The sequence below is a fragment of the Paraglaciecola sp. genome (assembly GCF_039943935.1).
Classification (GTDB): Bacteria; Pseudomonadota; Gammaproteobacteria; order Enterobacterales; family Alteromonadaceae; genus Paraglaciecola.
The window spans coordinates 304,887-328,140 of record NZ_JBDUZQ010000023.1; the positions used below are offsets into that span (position 1 = coordinate 304,887).

The 23,254-nt window shown below is 38.1% G+C and carries 19 protein-coding genes; 18 read left to right on the plus strand and 1 reads right to left on the minus strand.

Translation table 11 applies throughout. The features are described from left to right. The first annotated feature begins 363 nt into the window (after positions 1-363). The 3 genes from ABJD71_RS16165 to ABJD71_RS16175 are packed head-to-tail and all read left to right on the plus strand — an operon-like array spanning position 364 to position 2,594. Positions 364-729 (plus strand): response regulator, encoded by a 366-nt coding sequence (locus ABJD71_RS16165; protein WP_348171749.1) that lies wholly within the window; start codon positions 364-366, stop codon positions 727-729. Continuing rightward, the gene (locus ABJD71_RS16170) at positions 726-1,307 is read left to right on the plus strand and encodes a chemotaxis protein CheC (RefSeq protein ID WP_348171752.1); all 582 of its coding nucleotides are present in this window, start codon (positions 726-728) and stop codon (positions 1,305-1,307) included. The genes ABJD71_RS16165 and ABJD71_RS16170 overlap by 4 nt, the downstream gene beginning before the upstream one ends. A gap of 6 nt (positions 1,308-1,313) precedes the next feature. Continuing rightward, on the plus strand, positions 1,314-2,594 hold the full coding sequence (locus ABJD71_RS16175) for an ATP-binding protein (protein WP_348171755.1): 1,281 nt from the start codon (positions 1,314-1,316) through the stop codon (positions 2,592-2,594). Between the two features lie 47 nt (positions 2,595-2,641). On the opposite strand, the gene ABJD71_RS16180 is transcribed toward ABJD71_RS16175, so the two are convergent. Continuing rightward, a complete protein-coding gene (locus tag ABJD71_RS16180) occupies positions 2,642-3,163 on the minus strand; it encodes a DUF2062 domain-containing protein (protein WP_348171963.1) in 522 nt (173 codons plus the stop codon). Positions 3,164-3,214: 51 nt separating this feature from the next. Here ABJD71_RS16180 and ABJD71_RS16185 point away from each other — a divergent pair, with 51 nt between their 5' ends. The 15 genes from ABJD71_RS16185 (at position 3,215) to ABJD71_RS16255 (ending at position 23,132) form a co-directional block, all read left to right on the plus strand. After that, positions 3,215-5,494 (plus strand): DNA internalization-related competence protein ComEC/Rec2, encoded by a 2,280-nt coding sequence (locus ABJD71_RS16185; RefSeq protein ID WP_348171763.1) that lies wholly within the window; start codon positions 3,215-3,217, stop codon positions 5,492-5,494. Positions 5,495-5,799: 305 nt separating this feature from the next. Next, positions 5,800-7,572, plus strand: coding sequence for a lipid A export permease/ATP-binding protein MsbA (gene msbA / locus ABJD71_RS16190; protein ID WP_348171766.1), 1,773 nt, complete (start codon positions 5,800-5,802; stop codon positions 7,570-7,572). Then, a complete protein-coding gene (lpxK, locus tag ABJD71_RS16195; protein ID WP_348171769.1) occupies positions 7,569-8,576 on the plus strand; it encodes a tetraacyldisaccharide 4'-kinase in 1,008 nt (335 codons plus the stop codon). The genes msbA and lpxK overlap by 4 nt, the downstream gene beginning before the upstream one ends. A 10-nt stretch (positions 8,577-8,586) precedes the next feature. Continuing rightward, positions 8,587-8,784, plus strand: a complete 198-nt coding sequence (locus ABJD71_RS16200) for a Trm112 family protein (protein ID WP_348171772.1) — start codon at positions 8,587-8,589, stop codon at positions 8,782-8,784. A gap of 48 nt (positions 8,785-8,832) precedes the next feature. Beyond that, positions 8,833-9,594 (plus strand): 3-deoxy-manno-octulosonate cytidylyltransferase, encoded by a 762-nt coding sequence (gene kdsB / locus ABJD71_RS16205; protein ID WP_348171775.1) that lies wholly within the window; start codon positions 8,833-8,835, stop codon positions 9,592-9,594. A 2-nt stretch (positions 9,595-9,596) separates the two neighbouring features. After that, entirely contained in the window at positions 9,597-10,259 is a 663-nt protein-coding gene (locus ABJD71_RS16210) for an SDR family oxidoreductase (protein ID WP_348171778.1), read from the plus strand. A 317-nt stretch (positions 10,260-10,576) separates the two neighbouring features. Further along, positions 10,577-11,194 (plus strand): ANTAR domain-containing protein, encoded by a 618-nt coding sequence (locus tag ABJD71_RS16215; protein ID WP_348171781.1) that lies wholly within the window; start codon positions 10,577-10,579, stop codon positions 11,192-11,194. A gap of 14 nt (positions 11,195-11,208) precedes the next feature. After that, complete coding sequence (locus ABJD71_RS16220; protein WP_348171784.1) at positions 11,209-12,294, plus strand: CmpA/NrtA family ABC transporter substrate-binding protein; 1,086 nt, start codon at positions 11,209-11,211, stop codon at positions 12,292-12,294. Between the two features lie 311 nt (positions 12,295-12,605). Beyond that, complete coding sequence (locus ABJD71_RS16225) at positions 12,606-14,072, plus strand: NarK family nitrate/nitrite MFS transporter (protein ID WP_348171787.1); 1,467 nt, start codon at positions 12,606-12,608, stop codon at positions 14,070-14,072. A gap of 92 nt (positions 14,073-14,164) precedes the next feature. Next, on the plus strand, positions 14,165-15,871 hold the full coding sequence (locus ABJD71_RS16230; RefSeq protein WP_348171790.1) for a bifunctional protein-serine/threonine kinase/phosphatase: 1,707 nt from the start codon (positions 14,165-14,167) through the stop codon (positions 15,869-15,871). A gap of 324 nt (positions 15,872-16,195) precedes the next feature. Continuing rightward, the gene (locus ABJD71_RS16235; RefSeq protein ID WP_348171792.1) at positions 16,196-17,617 is read left to right on the plus strand and encodes a CmpA/NrtA family ABC transporter substrate-binding protein; all 1,422 of its coding nucleotides are present in this window, start codon (positions 16,196-16,198) and stop codon (positions 17,615-17,617) included. A gap of 74 nt (positions 17,618-17,691) precedes the next feature. After that, entirely contained in the window at positions 17,692-18,657 is a 966-nt protein-coding gene (locus ABJD71_RS16240) for an ABC transporter permease (RefSeq protein WP_348171966.1), read from the plus strand. Positions 18,658-18,691: 34 nt separating this feature from the next. Next, on the plus strand, positions 18,692-19,552 hold the full coding sequence (locus ABJD71_RS16245) for an ABC transporter ATP-binding protein (RefSeq protein WP_348171795.1): 861 nt from the start codon (positions 18,692-18,694) through the stop codon (positions 19,550-19,552). A gap of 125 nt (positions 19,553-19,677) precedes the next feature. Further along, complete coding sequence (locus ABJD71_RS16250; protein ID WP_348171798.1) at positions 19,678-20,904, plus strand: alginate export family protein; 1,227 nt, start codon at positions 19,678-19,680, stop codon at positions 20,902-20,904. A gap of 194 nt (positions 20,905-21,098) precedes the next feature. Next, positions 21,099-23,132 carry a methyl-accepting chemotaxis protein gene (locus tag ABJD71_RS16255; RefSeq protein WP_348171801.1) on the plus strand — a complete coding sequence of 678 codons (2,034 nt, stop codon included), beginning with the start codon at positions 21,099-21,101 and terminating at the stop codon, positions 23,130-23,132. Positions 23,133-23,254 lie beyond the last annotated feature (122 nt).

A 23,254-nucleotide genomic window follows, 5' to 3' on the forward strand; every position in this document is an offset into this window, starting at 1 on the left:
AACTGTTCTAGCTAGGTGGCAATAAGAAAGTCCAAAACATTTTAAACAAGTACAATTCATCTGTTCTTGTTGTTAAACCTTCCTAACAATTAACCTTCATATGACGATAAGGTATCAAAGCGACTCTGTTTGTATTGCTTTAATAAACATCACATGAAAGTGTATTTTTTACTTTTACTCTTCTTATTAAATCAATTCTGTTTTTCTTTTTCATTAGCTTGAGCATATCAATAATTGTTGTTTTTGTATGATATTTAGGCAATTGAACTGCATTTTTAAAAAAATTTTAAGCGTTTACTGATTTGTTCGACTATTAATTAAATATCTTTAGTTAATAATTTAAAACTTAACAGGACAAAAGTAATGGCAATACCTGTAACTATTGCAGACGACTCTGCACTCTCACGTAAAAATGTTCGACGTGCTATCCCTGAGGATTGGGATGTGACTATATCTGAAGCGACCAATGGACAAGAAGCCATTGATGCGGTTGAAGCAGGCTTAGCTGATATCTTATTTTTAGACCTTACAATGCCTGTTTTAGATGGGTTTGATGTACTTCGACATGTAAAAGATAATCATCAAAAAACCGTAGTTATTGTGATTAGTGCTGATATACAACCAAAATCAGTAGATCTCGTAAATTCCTTAGGTGCATTTCGTTTTCTTCAAAAGCCATTAAAAGCTGAGGAGTTAAAAGTGACGTTGCATGAAGTAGGTTTAATATGAAAAATATATTATTAACAGAGGACCAACGAGATGCCCTGCAAGAAATGATGAATATTTCAATGGGGCAAGCGGCAAAATCACTAGCACAGTTAATTGATGTGCAAATAATTTTATCAATTCCGACAATTAATGAAGCGAGTCCAGATGACTTAATTGAAATATTAAATCATAGTGATGACACTTGGTACGCGAGGCAATCGTTTTTAGGACAAATTAAAGGAGAGGTTCTTTCTTTAATAAGTAAAGAGGGCTGTGACGCCATGGCTGAGTTAATGGATTATGATAAACCATTGTGCGATGCCCAAACTCAAGAGTTAATTTTAGAGTTAACAAATATATTATCTGGTGCATGCTTGAGTGGCTTATCAAATCAGCTAGAGTTAAAATCTAACCTAAATATGCCGACTCTATTAACCCCCTCAACAAATGGTAAACCAAATTATAATTGGGCCACTGTGTTATTGGTTGAAGTATGTTTTAGCATCGAGAGTTTTAGTTTTAATGCAAGAGTTGTTATTTGCTTAGAAGAAAACTCAATTGTTTCATTGAAGACTAGTTTAGACGCTTTATTGAGTTGATAGTGAATGCATAAACCTGAATTATTAGAAAGTCTGTTACGTAAGTTACCCATGGGAGCTTGCATGGTAGACATAGAATACCGCATTGTCTTTCTCAATGACTTTTTTGCTGATCGAATGGATTGTGATGAAAAAGACGTTCTTGGAAAGTCCTTGTTGGAGCTCTTCCCCGAACAAGCTAGGTTTCTGAAAAAGAAAATCAATAGTGTCTTTATTTTAAAAAATGAAAGCTTTTCATACTGGGAACAGCGCCCACATATTTTCAACTTCTTGAGTTCTCGTCCAGTAACTGGCGAGGAGTCTTTGATGTTTCAAAATATGGAAGTACTGCCTCTTATGGATGACAGTAATGAGGTGCTTTATGCATGTATAACTATCCAAGATGTGACAGCACAAGCCAGTTATTACAATGATCTATCCAAAGTAGCTGATGAATTGGATTTAGAGCATAAAGCGCAAGCAAGTCTGATCAGTAAGTTGAAAAATACACAAAGTCAGTTAGTTCACTCTGAAAAGATGGCTTCTATTGGCCAGTTGGCTGCAGGTGTAGCCCATGAAATTAATAGTCCTATAGGGTTTGTTTATTCTAATATTGAAATCCTCCAAGATTACATTGGAAAGCTCGTTAAAATCACCCAGTTTTCAGATAAGTTGATAGATAAAATTGGACAAGAAATCCATCAGAAGTTGAAGAAAGATTTCTTTGAGCGACATGAGTTTGATTATATAAAAGAGGATGTAGTCGAGCTGGTAGATGAGTCGTTAGATGGTGTTAAACGTGTAAAAGTAATAGTTGAAAGTTTGAAGGAGTTCTCCCATGCAGATGCAAAACATTGGGCAGAAAGTTGCCTAGTTGAAGGTATTGAAAGCACACTAAAAATTGTTAGTAGCCAGTTTGATGCTAATGTCACGCTGCATAAAGAGTATGAAGAAGGCTTAACTCCAATATTTTGTATGGGGATGCAGTTAAACCAGGTTTTCATGAATTTACTTGTGAACGCATCTCATGCAGTAGGTGATAATGGTTCAATTTTTATAAAAGTGTTTAGCGACGGAGACTATCAAAAGGTAAGTGTAAGAGACACTGGTGTTGGTATTGACGCAAGCAACGTCTCTAAAATATTTGATCCATTTTTTACGACAAAGCCTGTAGGAAGAGGAACAGGATTAGGCCTTTCACTTTCTTATAATATCATTAAAAACCACAGTGGTAATATTGATGTTAACAGTGTGGTAGGAGAAGGAACTGAGTTCATTGTTAGTATTCCAGTTAAGAATGCAATCTAACAAAATCTGTGATTATTTTAAAATTTACTAGAGAATTAAAGATCTAATTAATTACGCTTTTTTTTGTGTTTTCGTTGATGCCATGCATTTGATACTGATAATCTCCACAAATAATTGAATACAAAGTATCCCACCGTACTAAAAAATACTGCACATATAAAACAGCCCACTAAAAAGGCTGGTCCAATAGTTTCCATACTTTGCACTACCCAGTGCCAACTTAACTCGAATGCAAACTCTTGTGTTGTGGTGCCTAGTACCGCTGATCCTACTAGGTAGGCACCATAAAAAATGGGCGGCATGGTAAAAGGGTTGGTGATCCAAACAGTAGCTATGGACAATGGTAAATTCACTCGCAGAGGGATGGCGATGCCTGCAGATAGCCACATTTGAAATGGTAGGGGAATAAAAGCAAAAAATAGCCCCACAGCAACGGCTCCAGCTGCAGAACGTCTATTTAAATGCCATAAATTTGGATCATGTAGTAATGTTCCAAAAATAGACAGTACCTTGTTTTCTTTTATTTTTTGCGGGCTAGGCAAAAATCGCTTAATTAACTTTTTCAGAATTATTCTCTATACTTATTTTAGTCAAGCAATGGAAGGCGTGATTCACCTAGTATGGACAGTAAACTTTTCAGTTTTATTGCAGCTGCAATTTCTAGTCTCGTTTGGACTAATTTACCTTCCATTTTTAGTCTTCTTTTACTTCTTGTCGTCGTTTTCTTATTTGCTAAACGATTTATTCATTTAGCTTATTTCTTTATTGGCATTATCTGGATGGCGAGTGTAGGTCATTGGCAATACTCTTTGCAACTGTCTTCAGAGCAGACCTCTAAACCAATTATTGTTTTAGGTGAAGTTATTACTCTAAATCATAAGGATCAACAGGTACGTTTCAATCTCAAAATATCACAAATAAATGCCAACAAACTTAAATTGACACGGATTATCAGAGTGAGTTGGCGTCATCCGTCTTGGCTAGTGCAGCAAGGTCAAGTCGTTAAACTTGAAGTGAAACTCAAACCACCAAATGGGCTAGCAAACGAAGCAGGATTTAATTATCAACAATGGTTATTTAGTAAAGGGATTGTTGCTACAGGGTACGTAAAAGAAAGCAGCGAAAGTGAATTGTTGCAAAATGTTATTACTAGCCGTCAAGCTTTGTTAAATAAGTTACTTAATTTAGATTTACATCATATTTCTTGGGTATCCGCTTTAACTGTGGGATATAGAGGGTTGTTAAAACAAGAAGATTGGATGTTGGTGCAGCAATCTGGTATCGCACACTTAATTGCCATATCTGGGTTACATTTAGCTATGGTTGCTAGTGCTAGCTATTTTTTATTTGTTTGGGTTTCTGCAGGCGTTGTTAGCCGGATATATAGGCTACACAAGGTAAATTTACATATAGTGGCTATGACTTTGACTACATTGGTTACTTTTTGGTACTCATCCTTAGCAGGATTTGGTTTACCCACACTCAGAGCCTGGTTGATGCTAACTATTGCAGCTTTGTTATTCGTAAATAATAGAAACATAAGGGTATCTAGGCAGTTATTGATTGGGTTCAGTATGTTTTTAATTTTATTTCCTCTGAGTATATATGGCTTGAGTTTTTGGTTGAGTTTTACGGCTGTTGCTATCATTAGTTTTATATTTTGGCGTTGGCCAGTTAAAAAAGCTGATTTTTCGATTACAACCGCGTTTTTCAGTATGTGGCGGATACAACTTTGCTTAACATTTTTAATGTTACCGATTGTTGCGTGGCAGTTTTCTTATGTCTCGATTATTTCCCCTTTTATTAACCTTATCGCGGTTCCTTTTGTAACTTTATGTTTATTGCCTCTTTGCTTATTGGCGACACTGTTGCTCTGGGTGTATCCAGATTTGGCAAAAGTACTATTTGGGTGGGTTGATTATTTAATTGGATTAAGTTTAGGCACTTTAAACAAGGTTGTAGTATTTCCATGGTCCTCAATAGATTTACCTGCTATGCCTTTTGTTGTCTGGGGATTGCTGTTTATTGCCATGATTTTATTGCTCCTACCTAAGTTTGGTGTATCTAGAAAATATATTTTTTTGTTATTTCTACCCTTTTTTAGTTATTTATTGGAGAGTAGAGATACAGACTGGAAAGTTGATGTTTTAGACGTCGGGCAGGGAACTTCTGTACTCATAACGAAAAACCTGAAGGCAATTATTTATGATGTAGGTGCAAGTTATCCTAGTGGTTTTAATATGGCAGACAGCGTGTTGTTGCCTATTTTAAAGTCTAAAGGTATCAAAGAGGTTGATGTGGTCATCGTCAGTCATGGTGATAATGACCACGCTGGTAGTTTATCGTTTTTGCTTCAAGGAGTCGCTGTAAAAAAGGTTATGACCACGGCTGATTTATGCCGAGAAGGTTATCATTTCAAATGGCAAGGTCTTAACATTGGGGTGTTTTGGCCTGATGACCCCGTTAAATACGATGACAATAATAGCTCTTGTGTGGTTAAAGTTTCTGATGAAATCCATGCAGTGTTATTACCTGGGGATATAGATAAGACTATAGAACGTGTCTTAGTTGAAAAATATGGCGATAATCTTAACGCAGATATATTGTTAGCCCCTCACCATGGAAGTAACACATCTTCTTCTGTTGCATTTATTGAAGCGGTTAATCCGCAATATGTGATTTTTAGTCAGGGGTTTATGAATCGATGGCAATTTCCTCGCAAAGAGGTAATTGAGAGATACCAACATGTATTTCAGGACAGTCAGATGCTACCACAAGAGGTTTTTGCTACTTCTGAAACAGGTCAAGTGTCTTTTACATTGAATTTTAATTCAGCTAGCCCAATAAAAACGAAAACTCACAGGCAAGACATGTACCCCTTTTGGTATGCTAATATGTAAAGTGGGAAATATAATTGTCGCTAAAATTGCAGTGCCAATAATATCGAAAATCGTGCCTTTTTAACCATGCCTTAAGCGCTTGCCCATTTAGATCTTTGATTGTTTAAGCGGTACTTCTACGTTACCTGAAAGCTCAAAAATCACTATATCTTGGTTATTTGGCGAAATAGTACCGATATTACATTTACTGTGACTAAGCTAAACTATGTATTAGCTAATTATTAATGACTGATTATTTGGGGATTACCGTTCTACCAGTTACAATGGCTTGGTTTTCCTAATTGAGTTCGAATAATTACATTTTCATGAGTAAAAACACCCCCGCAAATCTTGATTTAACTTCTAGTGTATTTAAGCGCTTTCGTGGCTACCTTAAAAATTTCAAACTGGCCTTCTTACTTGCTGTTTTTGGAATGATTGGATATTCCGTTATAGACGTCATGGTCGTCGCACAATTAAAGCCTATTGTAGATGACAGTCTAGGTAATGGTGATTACGGATATTTACGTTTAGCTGCATTTTTTATTGTGCCTATTTTTGTATTAAGAGGAATATGTAATTTTCTTGGGACGTACACAGTGGCATGGATTGGCAATCATGTGGTGATGGAAATGCGTCAGGAGCTGTTTAGTCGATATACTCACTTGCCTGTTGAGTTTCATGATACTAACGCTACAGGTCAACTTATATCTAAAGTGACTTATGATACAGAGCAAGTGAAAGTTGCTGCAGCTAAAGCATTATTAACTCTTGTACGAGATGGCGCTTTTGTTGTGGGTTTATTGATTGCCATGTTTTATTACTCTTGGCAGTTGTCGCTAATTTTTGTACTTATCGGGCCATTGGTGGCCGTGATTGTATCTGTGGTGAGCAAACGTTTTAGAAAGGTAAGTAAAAAGATTCAAGAAGTGATGGGGGATTTGACGTCATCTGTAGAGCAAGTAATTAAAGGCCATAAGGTGGTCTTGATGTTCGGTGGGCAAGATCTAGAAGCAAAACGCTTTGCTAGTAAAAATAACTACAACCGCCAACAGAATATGAAGCTTATAGTAGCTAGAATTTTGAGTGTTTCGTCAATTCAGGTCATCGCCTCTATCGCACTTGCTGTTGTTTTATATGTTGCCAGTTTTCCAAATTTAGTTGAATCTCTTACTCCAGGTGTGTTTGTAAGCGTTGTGGTATTTATGACTATGTTGCTTAAGCCATTAAAGCAACTCACCACAGTGAATAGTGAGTTTCAAAAAGGCATGACTGCATGTGTTAGTATTTTTGAAGTATTAGATCAGCAGCCTGAGCAAGATAATGGAACGGCTGTGGTTGAAAGGGTAGCAGGAAAGATCGCATTTAAAGATGTGAGGTTTAGCTATCCAGGCAAAGATACGCCAGCATTAGAGAACATTACTTTTTCGGTGAAGTCTGGTCAAACTTGCGCTCTAGTCGGCCGTTCGGGAAGCGGTAAATCTACCATTTCTAGTTTGTTGACTCGTTTTTACAATCATCAATATGGGGATATCTTAATTGACGATATACCTATTCAGGATTTGCCTCTTAAATGTTTACGAAAACAGTTTGCCTTGGTTTCGCAACATGTGGTGTTATTTAACGATACCATAGCAAACAACATTGCGTATGGGTCTGAAGGTGTTGTTAGCCGTGACCTCGTCCTCGCTGCAGCTAAAACTGCACATATATTAGAGTTTGTAGATGAGTTACCAGATGGTTTAGATACTATGATAGGTGAAAATGGTTTTATGTTGTCTGGTGGTCAACGTCAACGTTTAGCCATTGCTCGAGCGCTATTGCTCGATGCACCTATTTTAATCTTAGATGAGGCGACCTCTGCGTTGGATACCGAATCTGAACGGTTAATTCAAGATGCATTAGAGAAACTTCAACAAGACCGCACCAGCATAGTAGTAGCTCATAGACTATCAACTATCGAAAATGCCGATACTATTTTAGTAATTGAAGGTGGAAAAATATTTGAGCAAGGTAATCACAAAAGTTTAATGGCGCTCAATGGGCATTATTCTCAACTATATCAAATGCAATTTAGTGAGGAGCCAAAGGGAGCGTGAGTTTCATAGATAAACTTTGGTATGCACCTAGTTGGTACCATTGGCCTTTAATATTGTTACTTTTGCCACTAACTCTATTGTTTTGGGGGTTGTCTGCCAGTAGAAGGCTTGCTTTTAAAACAAGCATAAAACAGTCAACACTTGTGGCTGCCCCGGTAATTGTGGTTGGCAATATAAGTGTAGGAGGGAATGGTAAAACACCACTGGTTGTATATTTAGCAAAGCGCCTCAGACAAGAAGGGTATCAGCCTGGGGTACTGAGTCGGGGGTATGGTTCAAGGCAAGCTACTTTTCCCCATTCAGTTACTGCTTCATGTAAGGCCCAGAGTGTGGGTGATGAACCAGTTTTAATGCGCCAACATATTAATTGCCCGTTAGTGATTGATCCTATTCGTGCGCGGGGGGCCAATAAATTAGTGAAAGACCACAAATGTGACGTGATTATTTGTGATGACGGTCTGCAACATTACGCCTTAGAACGAGACATTGAAATCGCGGTTATGGACGGGCAACGGCTAACAGGAAACCGTTTATTGCTTCCTGCAGGCCCTCTACGTGAAGGTAAGTGGCGCTTAAAGTCAGTAGATTTTGTGGTCTTAAATGGCGGTTTGGCAAACAATGGTGAATTTTTAATGGCTCTGGTGTCAGGCAGGTTGGTGAATGTCAGAAATCCAAATAAAAGTTTGTCAATACATGCTTTAAGCCAGGGGGTGAGTGCCATTGCTGCAATTGGTAATCCACAGCGATTTTTTACAATGTTAGAGCAAAAACAGGTTAAACTTAATGCCTGCATCAGTTTTGTGGACCACCATCAATTTACCGTAAAAGATATCCCTCATGGTACGGTAATAATGACAGAGAAAGATGCTGTTAAGTGCCGTGATTTCGCACATAAGGATTGTTGGTATTTACCGGTAAATGCCCACTTACCTCAACAGTTTGATACAAAACTAATTCAACAGTTAAAACAAATTCTAGAGAACAAAAAGAAAGACGCTAAATAAAGGAATCCTTATGGCTTTTGATAAAAAATTATTAGAAATATTGGCCTGCCCTGCATGTAAAGGTAAGTTAATATATCAGCCTCATGATAATCAGTTAATTTGTAAATTTGATAGGTTGGTATTTCCTATTCGTGAAAATATTCCAGTGTTGCTTGAATCTGAAGCGAAAGAAGTTTCAAGTGATGAGATAGATCAGCTCTTAAAGTAGCTATTATCTTTGATTGTAACCATATCAAATAAGTAACGAGATAGCCCTATGCAATTCAGTGTCATTATTCCTGCTAGATACGCATCAAGCAGATTCCCAGGTAAACCTTTGGTAAAAATAAAGGGTAAGCCTATGGTTCAGCATGTTTATGAAAGGGCAATTGAATCAGGTGCGAGTAATGTTGTGGTTGCTACAGATGATGTAAAGATAGCCAATGCCGTTGAGGCGTTTGGTGGTAAATACTGCATGACAGGTGAACACCATGAATCAGGTACTGAAAGACTAGCTGAAGTGGTAGAACTACAGAATATGCTATCCCATGAAATAGTTGTTAATGTACAAGGAGACGAGCCTTTTATACCTGCAGAGAATATTCAACAAGTTGCAGAAAACTTACATCAACATCAATTAGCTGAAATGGCTACATTGGCTGTCAAGATAACAGATGTAGAAGAGGCTTTTAACCCAAATACTGTCAAAGTTGTAATGGATAAGCTCGGGTATGCTATGTATTTTTCTCGCTCTACTATTCCCTATGACAGAGCGCGTTTCTTGGATGCAGAGTCGATTGATGAAATTGGTGATTTTTATTTTAGGCATATTGGGATCTATGCTTATCGTGCCGGGTTCATAAAGCAGTACATTAATATGTCTCCGTCAGGGATAGAGCAAGTTGAATCTTTAGAACAATTACGGGTGTTATGGCATGGCGAAAAAATTCATGTTGAAGAGGCAAAAATGCCACCGCCAACTGGAATCGATACCCCAGAAGACTTAAAGCGTTTATTGCAAACTATTAATAAGGATTGAATGTGTTAAATGTAGTTATCACAGGTGCAAATAGAGGCATAGGGTTAGCGTTAGTAAAGCAATATATAGCGATGGGGCATATAGTGTATGCCCTTTGTAGAAGTAGTAGTAATGAATTAAATCAAACTAGAGCAGTTGTTATTGATAACGTTGATGTGAGTAATGTTGAGGCATTACAGCATAACTTAGAAAAAGTCTTAGCTATTAACATTGATGTTTTAATTAATAATGCCGGAGTCTTAGCTGATGAAAGTTTGCATAGTATGTCGGCCATTACTATTGAGTATCAATTTAAGGTTAATGCTTTGGGGCCTTTACTGATAACACACATTTTAAAAGAGCAATTAAGTCATGGGGCAAAGGTAGCCTTAATTACTAGCCGAATGGGTTCTGTTGCTGACAATACATCAGGTGGCCGATACGGTTATCGTATGTCAAAGGCTGCTTTAAATAGCGCTGGGGTTTCATTAGCTCATGACTTAAAGCCTTTAGGTGTGGCCGTAGCTCTTCTACATCCTGGGTATGTACAAACTGAAATGGTCAACCATAATGGCGATATTTCAGCTACCCAAGCAGCGAGCCGATTGATCAAAAGAATTGATGAACTTAACCTCGATAATTCTGGATCCTTTTGGCATGCAAATGGTGAGATTCTTCCTTGGTAGATAGTTACTTTGAGATAAGTAATATAAATACGAAAATTTACCTTAGCACGTCTTCTCTTGCGCACAGCTTTGGTTACAACACCTGCGTTTTATCTCATCCTAATCAGTAAAAAATAACGTTAAATTTTTCATCTAAGTTGTCAATACTTTATTGGCTGTTGTTCCAATTTGGTGCGGTTGCACTTCTTTGGTTTTTAGCCTGTGGCGTATAGAACCTCAGAGCCCTATGAATACTCGACCTAACTTAAATTATAAATTGGCTCACGAATTGCTATTCCAAAGGTATAAGATTTTACCGTCAAGGTTGGAGTATCAACTTGCGACACAGTGTTTTAACTAATGATAAAGAGGTAGGGACACCTGAGCTACGCATCTTGTTGATTGATGATGATCAACTACGGGCAAATTCGCTCACATCTGCATTAAACAATTCTAGATATAAAGTTATTCATTTGGCGAGCCCTGATATGGCTTTATTAAAACAAGTAGATGACATTAAGCCAGATATAATCGTTATTGATATTGAGTCTCCTAGCCGAGATATATTAGACAGCTTAAGTACCATTTCTGACTACAACCCGAAACCAGTTGTCATGTTTTCAGCTCAAGAAGATACCAATACTATTAATCAATCTATTGCATCTGGTGTCAGTGCATATGTGGTTGGGGATTTAGAACCAGAAAGAGTCAAACCCATTTTAGATGCAGCAGTTGCACGTTTTCGGGAATATCAAAAGATAAAGACTGAGTTAAGTGATACTAAGCAACAGCTAGCATCACGGAATACAATAGATCAAGCAAAGCGGTTGTTAATGAAGAAAAAGAACCTGTCTGAAGATGAGGCATTTAAAACCATGCGTAAGACTGCCATGGATACAGGTCAAAAATTGGATGACGTCGCTAAAACATTAATATCCTTGCTAGATAATTTTTAAGGTTCTTATTTATAATGATTACACCCGAACAAACTAAATTGACATTGGGCTTTATCCCGTTAACAGACTCAGCTCCCCTTATTGTTGCAAAAAATATGGGGTTTTTTGAGCAGTGGGGCCTTGATGTTAAATTACAAAAACAAAACTCTTGGTCAACTTTAAGAGATAAGTTACATGCAGGGCTCTTAGATGCAGCTCAAATGTTAGCCCCTATGCCACTCGCTAGTTCTTTAGGGTTGCGGTGTACGCCTACAAAAGTCATTACTCCTTTAGTACTTAGTTTAAATGGTAATGCAATAACCTTATCTGAAAAGCTACATCAAGAAGTGTTAAAAGATAACGGGATATCAGAAGTAACCTTGCCTTTAGCCGCTTACTTATTACAGAAAGTTATTAGTGTTAGAAAGCAACAAAATAGGCCTAAACTTAAATTCGGTACGGTATTTCCTTATAGCTGTCATTATTACCAGTTAAAAGACTGGCTTGCATCTGCAAATATAACTGAACTTGATGTTGATATCATGGTTGTACCTCCTGTTAATATGGTTGGTTTTTTGGAGAGTGGAGAAATCGACGGTTGCTGTGTCGGTGGTCCTTGGAATGCTAAGGCGGTAAGGGCTGGCATTGGGCTTACGGCATTAACATCTTTTGATATCTGGCAGGACTCACCAGAAAAAGTGTTAGGACTTTTGGAGAGCTGGCAAAGAAACAACCCTACTACTGTTTTAGCATTAACCGCTGCGCTAAAGCAAGCTTGCAATTGGTTGGAATCAATCCCTAATAGGTTTGAAGCTGCTCGACTTTTGAGTGCTGAACAATATCTGGATGCTTCGACAGATGTAATAGCTCCTTCCTTAATAGGAAGTTGCTTAACCCATGCAAACTTACCCCCAAGGGCAATCCCATCTTACAACCAATTCTCAAAAGCAAATAATGGCTCAATTAATGTCCCTGAATACATTCGAGGAGAGTGGTTGCTTAGCCAGATGCAGAAGGCGGGGCAACTTGCAGGTATCAAGGTGCCTAATGACTTGGTTAAAAATGTATTTAGGCCTGATATTTATCAACAGATGCGCTTACATTTAGAGGACATCTCTTAAACTGTTATATAAGGTAACTAAAGTGAAGTTGCACTTTTTAGGGGCTTGTTGCACTAAATATTCTTATTGTAATTGCTCTTTATATTTTTGTTTTTTATAAGTTATTGATATATATGCTTGGTTTTGTGGCTTGGAAATTGATAATCTAATTTCAAGTTGGGCTGTAACATGGCGTTGACAGCCCTTAAAATTAAAATCATGTTGTAGTAGATAATACTGACAACAGGCAATGTAGCCCATTTAAATAACATAGAATTTATGTTGTTTTATGGGCTTTTTTTTGTTCGTAATTTCATTAAAAGAGTACATTCATGAGCGCTGAAAAATTTAATATTTTGTCATTTACCGGGAAAATGAAAACTCTACATCTTTCATGGGTGGCATTTTTTATTACCTTTATGGTTTGGTTTAATATGGCGCCTTTGAAAGGTGCCATAGTTGACGGTGTTGGCTTAACGCTTAGTGAATGGAAAACGTTGTTGATCATCAATGTGGCCTTAACTATTCCTGCACGAGTTATTATTGGGGCCTTAACTGACAAGTTTGGTCCTCGTGTGATTTACTCGAGTCTATTGGCTATTTGTTCTATTCCATGTTTTGCCTTTGCGTTAGCAGATAGCTTTACGCAGTTAGTTATTGCTCGGTTTGCCTTAGGTTGTATTGGTGCCGGTTTTGTTGTTGGTATTAGAATGGTTAGTGAGTGGTTTCCCCCTAAGGAGTTGGGGACAGCTGAGGGTGTATACGGTGGGTGGGGTAATTTTGGATCGGCTGCTGCGGCATTTACGCTACCTACTCTTGCCTTGCTCTTCGGTGGCGATGATGGATGGCGCTATGCGGTGGGGCTTACTGGGTTAATGAGCTTACTGTTCAGTGTTGTTTATTATAAGAACACTACAGATACACCTAAAGGTTCAACGTATTTTCGACCCAAAAATTTGGGCGGCATGGAAGTCACCAGTGTAAAAGACTTCTACCTTTTGTTAATAATGAAAACACCTATGTATTTGGCTCTGGCATTGCTTAACTGGAAGCTATCTCCTGAGGGAGTTTCGTTGTTAGGTGAGAACGTCGCCATAGCATTATATGTGGCTTTGGGAGCTCTGTATATTTATGACTCTTTTGTCACTTACAAGGTAAATAAAGATATTTTTGTTAACCCAGTTCCTGAAGTCCATCAATACCAATTTAAGCAAGTTGCAGTTTTGAACATTTTATACTTTGCGACTTTTGGTTCGGAATTGGCTGTAGTTTCAATGTTACCAGCTTTTTTTGCTGAAACATTTGAGTTAAATATGGCAACTGCAGGGCTATTAGCGGGTATGTATGCATTTATGAATTTAATGTCTCGCCCTGGTGGTGGGTGGTTGTCAGACAAATTTGGTCGTAAAAAAACTCTATTAATATTAACAGCAGGTTTGGCACTAGGGTACTGGTGCTTAAGTTTGATTGATGCTTCTTGGCCTATTTGGTTGGCTGTAATAGCGGTAATGGCCTGTTCTTTCTTTGTGCAGTCAGGTGAAGGTGCAGTATTTGCTGCAGTACCGTTAATTAAGCGCCGTTTAACAGGACAGATTGCGGGTATGACAGGGGCCTATGGCAACGTTGGTGCTGTAGTTTACCTTACAGTGTATTCGTTAGTGGATACAGCAACTTTCTTTATGGTTATTGCCGCTACTGCAGTTTTGGGATTTGTGACTTTGTTATTTATGAAGGAACCAAAAGGTACTATGACTGAAGTTCGAGAAGATGGTAGTGTGGAACTCATAGATGTTACCTAATTTACAGCTGCATTTTAGTTAATCAAAAAGGATAGCAATCAATTGTTATCCTTTTTTGTTTTTAACCTATAAAAATAGATGACATATTTACCATGGAAAAATTACGTTTAGAATTTGGTGGATTTTCTAGCCAAGGTGTCAAAGGAGAAAATCAAGATGCGTTTGCGGCTTATCTTCCAAAAGATCATTATGCAGAGTCTAAAGGTGGTGTAGCGGCACTCGCTGATGGTGTAAGTGTATGTACAAGAGGGCGAGAAGCCGCCATTACTTGTGTTACTAACTTTATTCAAGATTATTACCAAACCCCCCCTACATGGACTGTAAAACGAGCCGCAGGCAAAGTACTTCACGGATTAAATCGATGGTGTCATGGACAGCATGATTATGAAAACGACGGTCATAGCCAGATGATTACCACTTTTAGTGGCATGATATTTAAGTCTACCTCTGGCTTTATTTTTCACGCAGGTGATAGCCGAGTTACAAGGTTTCAAGGTGGTGAATTAGAGCAGCTCACGAAGGATCATGTATCACGCCAAGGTGGTAAAAACGTACTGACCAGAGCGATTGGTATAGAAGCTCATCTGGATGTTGATTTTACAAATGTTCAGTTACAACAAAAAGACTTATATGTGTTTACGTCCGATGGTGTCCATGAGTTTCTATCTAATAAAATATTTAAACAACTTTTGACTGAAGCTGGCTCTCTCGAAGAGCGGGCCACGCGTATCGTAAATAAAGCGCTTAATTTAGGGAGTAACGACAACCTTACTTGTTTGATAGTTGAAGTTAAAAGCCTACCGTTAGCAGATTTAGATGAACATTCTAAACAAATAACTCGCTTAGCTATGCCTCCTGCTTTAGAGGTGGGTATGAAGTTAGAAGGATATAGGGTATTAAAAACTGTATTTAATGGTACTCGGAGTAGCTTATATAAAGTCGTTAATGAAGAAGATGGCAAAGTATATGGTTTGAAAACACCATCTCAACACTATGCTGATGATGCGGTGTTTTTAGCGGGGTTTTTACGGGAAGAGTGGGTAGGGCAACATATAAAGCACTCAAACGTAATGAAGATTTATAAACGTAAAGAAAGTGCTCGATTTATGTATCACATTTGCGAATACATTGAGGGACAAACGTTACGTCAATGGATGGTTGATAACCCCACCCCTAATCTAGAGCAAGTTAGGGCCATTATCAGTCAGGTCATAACAGCACTTAGAGTGTTACAGCGTAAAGACATGGTGCACAGAGACGTAAAACCCGAAAATGTTATGATAACCCATCAAGGAGAAGTTAAATTAATTGACTTTGGAACCGTATTAGTGAAAGCCTTAGCTGAGACTAATTCGTTACCTTTAGAAGAAGTAGTGGTTGGCGCAGTACATTATATTGCCCCCGAGTATTTGATTAAACATATAAGTTCACATCAGAGTGACATGTTTTCTTTGGCTATGGTGACTTACGAAATGCTAACTGGGAATTTACCCTTCAAAGCGTTTAGTTATCAGGATTATATACCTGTTTCTTACAGTGAGTGGATGTATCAACCTGTTAATAAATATCGAGCTGACTTACCCCCATGGCTCGATTTAACTTTACGAAAAGCATTACAGCCTAACCCAGAGTTACGCTATCAAGCTTACTCTGAATTTTTACAAGACTTGTCGCAACCAAATAAAGGCATGTTGCGTGCTGTGGCGCGGCGCCCTCTATTAGAGCGCGATCCATTGTTGTTCTATAAAGCGTTGTGTATTGGGCAGTTTGTGATAATTTGTTGTTTGTTGGCATATTAACTATTGAACTAGCACTTGATGAGTGCATCGATGCACTTATTTGGAAAGAGTAAGCAGCTTTGTAATTCAAGTTGTTTTTTTAAGTGTATGAAATTAAAGGATTTTAAAAGTTGGCACTATTGATGCAAACGTTGTTGTATGCGGTATCATAATACTTAAAATATTAACCGTTATATAATTAGAAGCGTTCAGCGCTCTAAAAAATTTATTTGTAATCTTTCTTGCGATGAAGCAAAAAAGTTTACATGGCAATGTAGCCCGCAAAGACTTTCCATATTCTGAAGTCTTTGCGGGTTTTTTTTTGGAAAAAATTCGGAGTCGACAATGGCAAGTCTTAAAGTATTAAGTTCATTAAAAACAGCGGTTAAAGTACTTCGGGTTAGTGCAGTTTCTGCTGTGCTTACAGGGTCTTTAATCGGTACAGCGTCTGCAGAAAAGTTAGGCTGGCCTGAAAAAGAAGAGTTAAAGTTTGGTTTCATTAAATTAACAGACATGGCACCACTAGCAGTAGCTTATGAAAAAGGCTATTTTGAAGATGAAGGTTTGTACGTCACTATAGAAGCACAGGCCAACTGGAAAGTACTATTAGACCGCGTTATTGACGGTCAGTTAGATGGTGCTCATATGTTGGCTGGCCAACCTCTTGGTGCCACCATCGGTTATGGTACTAAAGCAGACATTATTACTGCTTTTAGTATGGATTTAAATGGTAACGCTATCACTGTTTCTAACGATATTTGGAAAGAGATGAAAAAGCACGTTCCTCATGAAGATGGAAAGCCGGTTCATCCTATTAAAGCTGATGCATTAAAACCCGTTGTTGATGACTTTAAAAGTAAAGGTAAGCCTTTCAACATGGGCATGGTGTTTCCAGTATCTACCCATAACTATGAGCTACGTTACTGGTTAGCCGCCGGCGGAATTCACCCAGGTTACTATGCGCCACTAGAAGGCTCTGTTAAAGGGATTAGCACAGATACCAAAGGGCTATTAGATGCAGATGCTTTGTTATCTGTTACACCGCCACCACAAATGCCAGCTACTATGGAAGCTGGAACAATATACGGATATTGCGTGGGTGAACCATGGAATCAGCAAGCTGTATTTAAAGGTATTGGTGTGCCAGTTGTAACAGATTACGAAATTTGGAAAGACAACCCTGAGAAAGTGTTTGGCGTAAGTAAGACATGGGCTGAGAAATATCCTAACACTCATATTCGTGTTGTTAAGGCCATGATCAGAGCTGCAATGTGGTTAGATGAGAACAATAATGCTAACCGTCCTGAAGCTGTAAAAATATTGTCGAAAAGCCAATATGTTGGTGCAGATTATGAAGTCATTGCAAATAGTATGACAGGTACTTTTGAATACGAAAAAGGTGACAAGCGTTCGGTTCCTGATTTCAACGTATTTTTCCGTTATAACGCTACTTATCCATTCTATAGCGACGCTATCTGGTATTTAACACAAATGCGTAGATGGGGACAAATTGCCGAGCCTAAGTCTGATGAATGGTACAAAGATATTGCTAAGCAAGTCTATCGTCCTGATATTTATGCTCAAGCGGCTAAGTCTCTGATTGCTGAGGGTAAAGCTAAAGCTTCTGAATTTCCTGAGTTTGCTACAGAGACTGGTTTTAAACCTGTTCAGAAACACTTTATTGACGACATAGTATACGACGGTACTCAACCTAACGCCTACTTAGAGAAATTTACTATTGGACTCAAAAACGATAGCAAGTTCTAAGTGGCTTTTCATGTAGGTGAGAATTGCCTCACCTACTAGGAGTTTTAAAAATGTTTAAACAACAAGCGGTTCCCATGATTTTTAGTCAAGTAAAACAAATTCGTATTCCTTCAATCAATGATATTTTGAGGGCTACAGCATTACCTCTTATCGGTTTAGTTATATTTCTTGGCCTGTGGAGTGTTATGGCTAAAAACATTGATACTTCTTTGGGCCAGTTCCCAGGGCCTACAGCAGTATGGGAACAGGCTGTGTCCTTAATTGACGAACATAGTGCGCAAATGGATAAAGCTGATGTGTTTTACAATCGTCAAGAAGAGCGAAATGCAGCTAGGGTAGCGCAAGACCCAACATACCAGCCAAAGATTAGGGCCTTTACGGGGGCACCGACTTTTTTTGAGCAAATATGGACAAGCTTGTATACGGTTTTAGTTGGATTTGTAGTTGCCTCTTTGATTGCAATACCAATCGGAATTATCTGTGGATTGAGTAAAAATGCTTATACCGCTATTAACCCGCTTATTCAGTTGTTTAAACCTGTATCACCTTTGGCTTGGTTACCACTTGTTACTATGGTGGTCAGTGCTGTGTATGTCACTTCAGATCCTATGTTTTCAAAGTCATTTATCACCTCAGCTGTAACTGTATCTTTATGCTGTTTATGGCCGACCTTGATAAATACGGCTGTTGGTGTATCTAGCATAGAATCAGATTTGATAAATGTGAGTAAAGTCTTACGTTTAAATGCTTTATCTCATGTTACCAAGATTGTCCTTCCATCTTCTATACCGGCTATCTTTACCGGTCTCAGATTGTCCTTAGGGATAGGTTGGATGGTACTTATTGCCGCAGAAATGTTGGCTCAAAATCCCGGATTGGGAAAATTTGTTTGGGATGAATTCCAAAACGGAAGCTCAGAATCACTAGCTCGTATTATGGTTGCGGTTCTTACCATTGGTGTGATTGGTTTTATTTTAGACAGACTAATGTTGATGCTACAGAAACAAGTTAGTTGGGACAAAAGCGCTGTATTGCGTTAATTCCAGTCACTAAAAACGATTTTAAGGAAAGGTAATGAGTAATAAACATCATTTAGAACTAACCCAAGTAGGAATTGATTTTCCTACTCCTAAAGGGCCATTTACAGCTCTTCAGAATGTAAATTTACGCATTGATAAGGGCGAGTTTATTTCACTGATTGGACACTCTGGTTGTGGTAAATCTACGGTGTTAAATATAGTGGCTGGGTTGTACCAAGCTACCAATGGCGGGGTGATTTTAGATAATCAAGAAGTGAATGAACCTGGTCCAGAGCGGGCAGTAGTGTTTCAAAATCATTCATTATTACCTTGGTTAAGTGCCTATAAAAATGTGGAGTTAGCGGTTAAACAAACCCCAAATGGACGCTCTAAGAAAGAAATGAAAGAGTGGGTTGAGCATAACCTAGAGTTGGTTCATATGAGTCATGCAGCAGATAAGCTGCCCGCAGAAATTTCTGGGGGTATGAAGCAAAGGGTAGGGATCGCTAGAGCATTAGCCATGGAGCCTAAAGTCTTATTAATGGATGAACCATTTGGCGCTTTGGATGCTTTGACTCGTGCTCACTTACAAGATTCGGTTATGGAAATCCATGCTGAACTAGGGAACACAGTTATTATGATCACCCATGATGTAGACGAGGCTGTCTTGTTATCAGACCGGATAGTGATGATGACTAATGGGCCTGCTGCAACGATAGGTGAAATATTACCTATTGAATTAGCCAGACCAAGAAACCGGATTGAATTGGCTGATAATCCTCAATACAACCATTACCGTCATGAAGTGCTGAAATTTTTGTATGAAAAACAACGTAAAGTTGAATCAGTTGATGAACACCGTAAAAAATTAGCTAAGCAGAATAAAGCGAGTTCCAATGGAGCCAGCGTAGCTTAAATACAGTCTATATTAATCAGTTATATAGATTTAAATATTGTTCAATAATTTATAAAAATAGCGGTATTAGATCGCCGGTTCTTATCGGCGAACTCTACAGCTGCGCCTAAAATTAGAGAGAAACCATGAAAACATTAAATAGTAAACCTCAAAAAACGGCCCTTAATATTGCTTTAGGGTTAGCACTAATTGGTACATCTAGCTTTGCTGTTCAAGCAGACAGCATTACTGAAGCGTTAACGTCAGGTAAAGCTAGTGCTAATTTAAATCTACGTTATGAAAGCGTTGAGCAAGATAATGCAGCAAAAGATGCAAGTGCTTTAACATTACGTACTCTGTTATCTTATGAAACTGGCTCATTCAACGGATTTTCAGCAAAAGTAGAAATGGAAGATACTCGGATAGTGCTAGGTCAAGGTGACTACACAGTCGGGCCAAGTGGATACAACCCTGGTGTTTATTCAGTCATTGCAGATCCAGAACACACTGAGTTGGACCAAGGCTACATTCAATATAAGAATGATGTGCTAATAGCAAAAGTTGGACGCCAAGTGATTACTATGGATGGCCACCGTTTTGTTGGTCATGTAGGCTGGAGACAAGATAGGCAAACTTTTGATGCTGCATCTTTTAAGGTTATTCCAAACAAAGATTTAACCCTACAGTATGCTTATGTAACACAGCGCAATCGTATTTTTGGCGAAGATGCGGACTTTGATGCAAAAGATCATCTTATTAATGCTTCTTATAAAACATCAGTGGGAACATTAACAGGGTATGGGTATTTACTTGAAGTAGATAACGATACTGACAATGCTTTAGATACGTTTGGTATTAGTTTTGCTGGTGCAACTAAAGCTGGTGATACTAAAATTGTTTACCGAGCCGAATACGCAACACAAACAAGTGAGTCTGCAACTGTTGAATATGATGCTTCTTATTTGAATTTAGAAGCAGGCGCTGTATTTAGTGGAATCACTGCTAAAATTGGCTATGAAGTATTAGGGTCAGACGATGGAGTTTATGGTTTTTCTACACCTTTAGCAACACTGCATAAATTCAATGGTTGGTCAGACCAATTTTTAGCGACTCCGACTCAAGGCCTTGTTGATACTAATGTTTCTTTAGCAGGTAAGGCGCTTGGTGGAGGCTGGAAAGTTGCTTATCACGTGTTTGATGCTGATGACGCTGCTGATTCAGGTATTGATGACTTAGGGTCTGAATTAAATGTGTCTTATGCTAAGGCATTTGGAAAACACTTTAACGCAGGCATTAAATATGCTGCTTATTCTGCAGGTGATACTAAAGTCGATGCGGATAAATTGTGGGCATGGGTAGGGGTTAAATTTTAACATCTACAGATTGATTTAATCATTAAGTTAAATGTTCGATTATGAGAGCTGATATTTTTATATCAGCTTTTTTTTTGTTTAATTTAATTTTTTGGTAAAAAAATACTCTTAATTTTTACCACCTTGTATATAAGTTGAGTATAATTGTAATGAATATATGAATTCTATTAACATGTTTAGATAAGGACGTTTTTATGCAAGCTATATCTCGCTATGTTTCCGTTTTAATTGTAATTCCCTCATTATTATTATTTCTTATTGTATTGACTGAGTTTTTAGTTAAAGCGCAAGACGTTCAAAATGCGTCAAAAGGCTCTCATTTATTAACATTAGCTGATAATGCCGCAGCTTTAGTTCATGAATTACAAAAAGAAAGAGGCATGTCTTCAGGTTTTTTGGGGTCGAAGGGGGTTAAGTTTAAAGCTGAATTGATTACTCAGAGAAAGCTGGTCGACCAAAATCTCCAACAATATCGTGATTTTACGACGCAATATAATGATGATCTGGGTAAGGATTTAAACCTTGATATTAGTGCAGTATTGAGTCACTTAAAAAACCTGTCAGACATTCGACAAAAAATAGATACACAGACTATTAATTTAGCTGATGCTCTAGGCTTTTACACTAAAATAAATAGAGAGCTTATTAAACAGCCACTTGCTTTAATAGAATTTGTTGATTTAAATGGAGTAGTCCAAGGGCTGATTTCTTCTTATAACTTAATGCAAGTTAAAGAGAATGCCGGTATTGAAAGGGCTGTTCTCACCAATGTTCTAGCGGGACAGTCGTTATCAGAAGACAACAAAAAAAGAGTATATTCTCTGATTGCTAATCAAAACTCTTATCAGGACTCTTATAATAAATCTATGCCTGATAATCTGGAGTGGTTTGAGCGATATAATAGATTCAATACTAGTAAAGAAAATAACTCGATTATAAAGTTACGGCAACAAGTTATATCTGAAGCGTTAACAGGTAAGTATACCGTTCTGCCAGAGACCTGGTTTGATGCTGCGACAGCGCGTATAGGTGAGTTAAAAAAATTGGAGTTTGAGAGTATCAAAGCGCTGCATGTGGAGATTGATACCATGTACTTCAATTCGTTTGTATTCATTCTGGTAATGATAGTGTTTTTAATTGTGGTGTTATTGTTAACTTATTTAGTATTTATCACGATTCGAACTATGGGCAAACAAGCAACAGAAATAAAAAATACATTGAATGTTATAGATAGAGAACACGATTTAACTAAGCGTATTGCTATTTTATCGCAGGATCATTTAGGTCAATCAGCTGTTCGCTTCAATCAATTATTGGAACAAATCCGTTTAGATTTTGTCACAATCGCAAAAACAGCCTATGAAGCGGTGTCGTCAACTCACGATACCGTTGTCTCTGTAGTAGACACCGACATAAATATTGAAAGACAACAAGTAGCGACAGCCAGTGCTTCAGCTGCAGTTGAAGAGATATCTGTCAGTATGGGGGATATTGGTAGACAAATTGAAGAGTCGACTTCATCAGTCATGAAAGTTGTCAAAGACTGTGACAAAGGGAGAACTTCAGTATCAAATGCACTGACCAGCATCGAAGGGGTGGCATCTGAAGTTGAAAATTTGAACGTTATTATTGGTGCGGTTAATGAAGGAGTTGTAAACATATCAGTTGTTTTAGAGGTTATTCAGTCTGTTGCACAACAAACTAATTTACTGGCACTAAATGCTGCTATTGAGGCTGCCAGAGCAGGAGAACAGGGGCGGGGCTTTGCTGTAGTTGCAGATGAAGTTAGAGCTCTGGCTCAAAGAGTACAAAGTTCAACCGAAGAGATTTCTGACATTATTGCATCGTTGCAAAGTGATTCTAAGCGGGCGATGGAAGGTATTACTGAAGGGAGAGAAAAGGCTAGTGAGACAGTTGAATTATCAAGCGTCATAGACCAGGCATTTAGTCAAATTTTAACAAGTATGAAAACTGTAGAGTCTATGAGTACATCTATTAGTACTGGTGCAGTTGAGCAAATATCCGTAGTTAGAGAAGTAAGTGAAAATGTTAGCGATATTGAGGTTATGTCAACTGAGAACATGAAAGGAGCGCAAGATATTGGCCAATCGGCTAGTAAATTATCAGAAGTGACAATGTCTTTACTCGATGTCATCAACATATATAAAATAGAAGAGTCAGACCGGTTTATTATGCCAAGTGAATGGAAATATGGCTCCAGTAAATAACGGGAGCTGCACACTCTATTTTTCGCTAAATTTTTGGCGGTCTGATACTTATTGTGAAAGTTAACATTAGTAAAGGTTAGAAGCCTTAAGTAACTTGTTTGCTAGCAAATATTCAAAATACA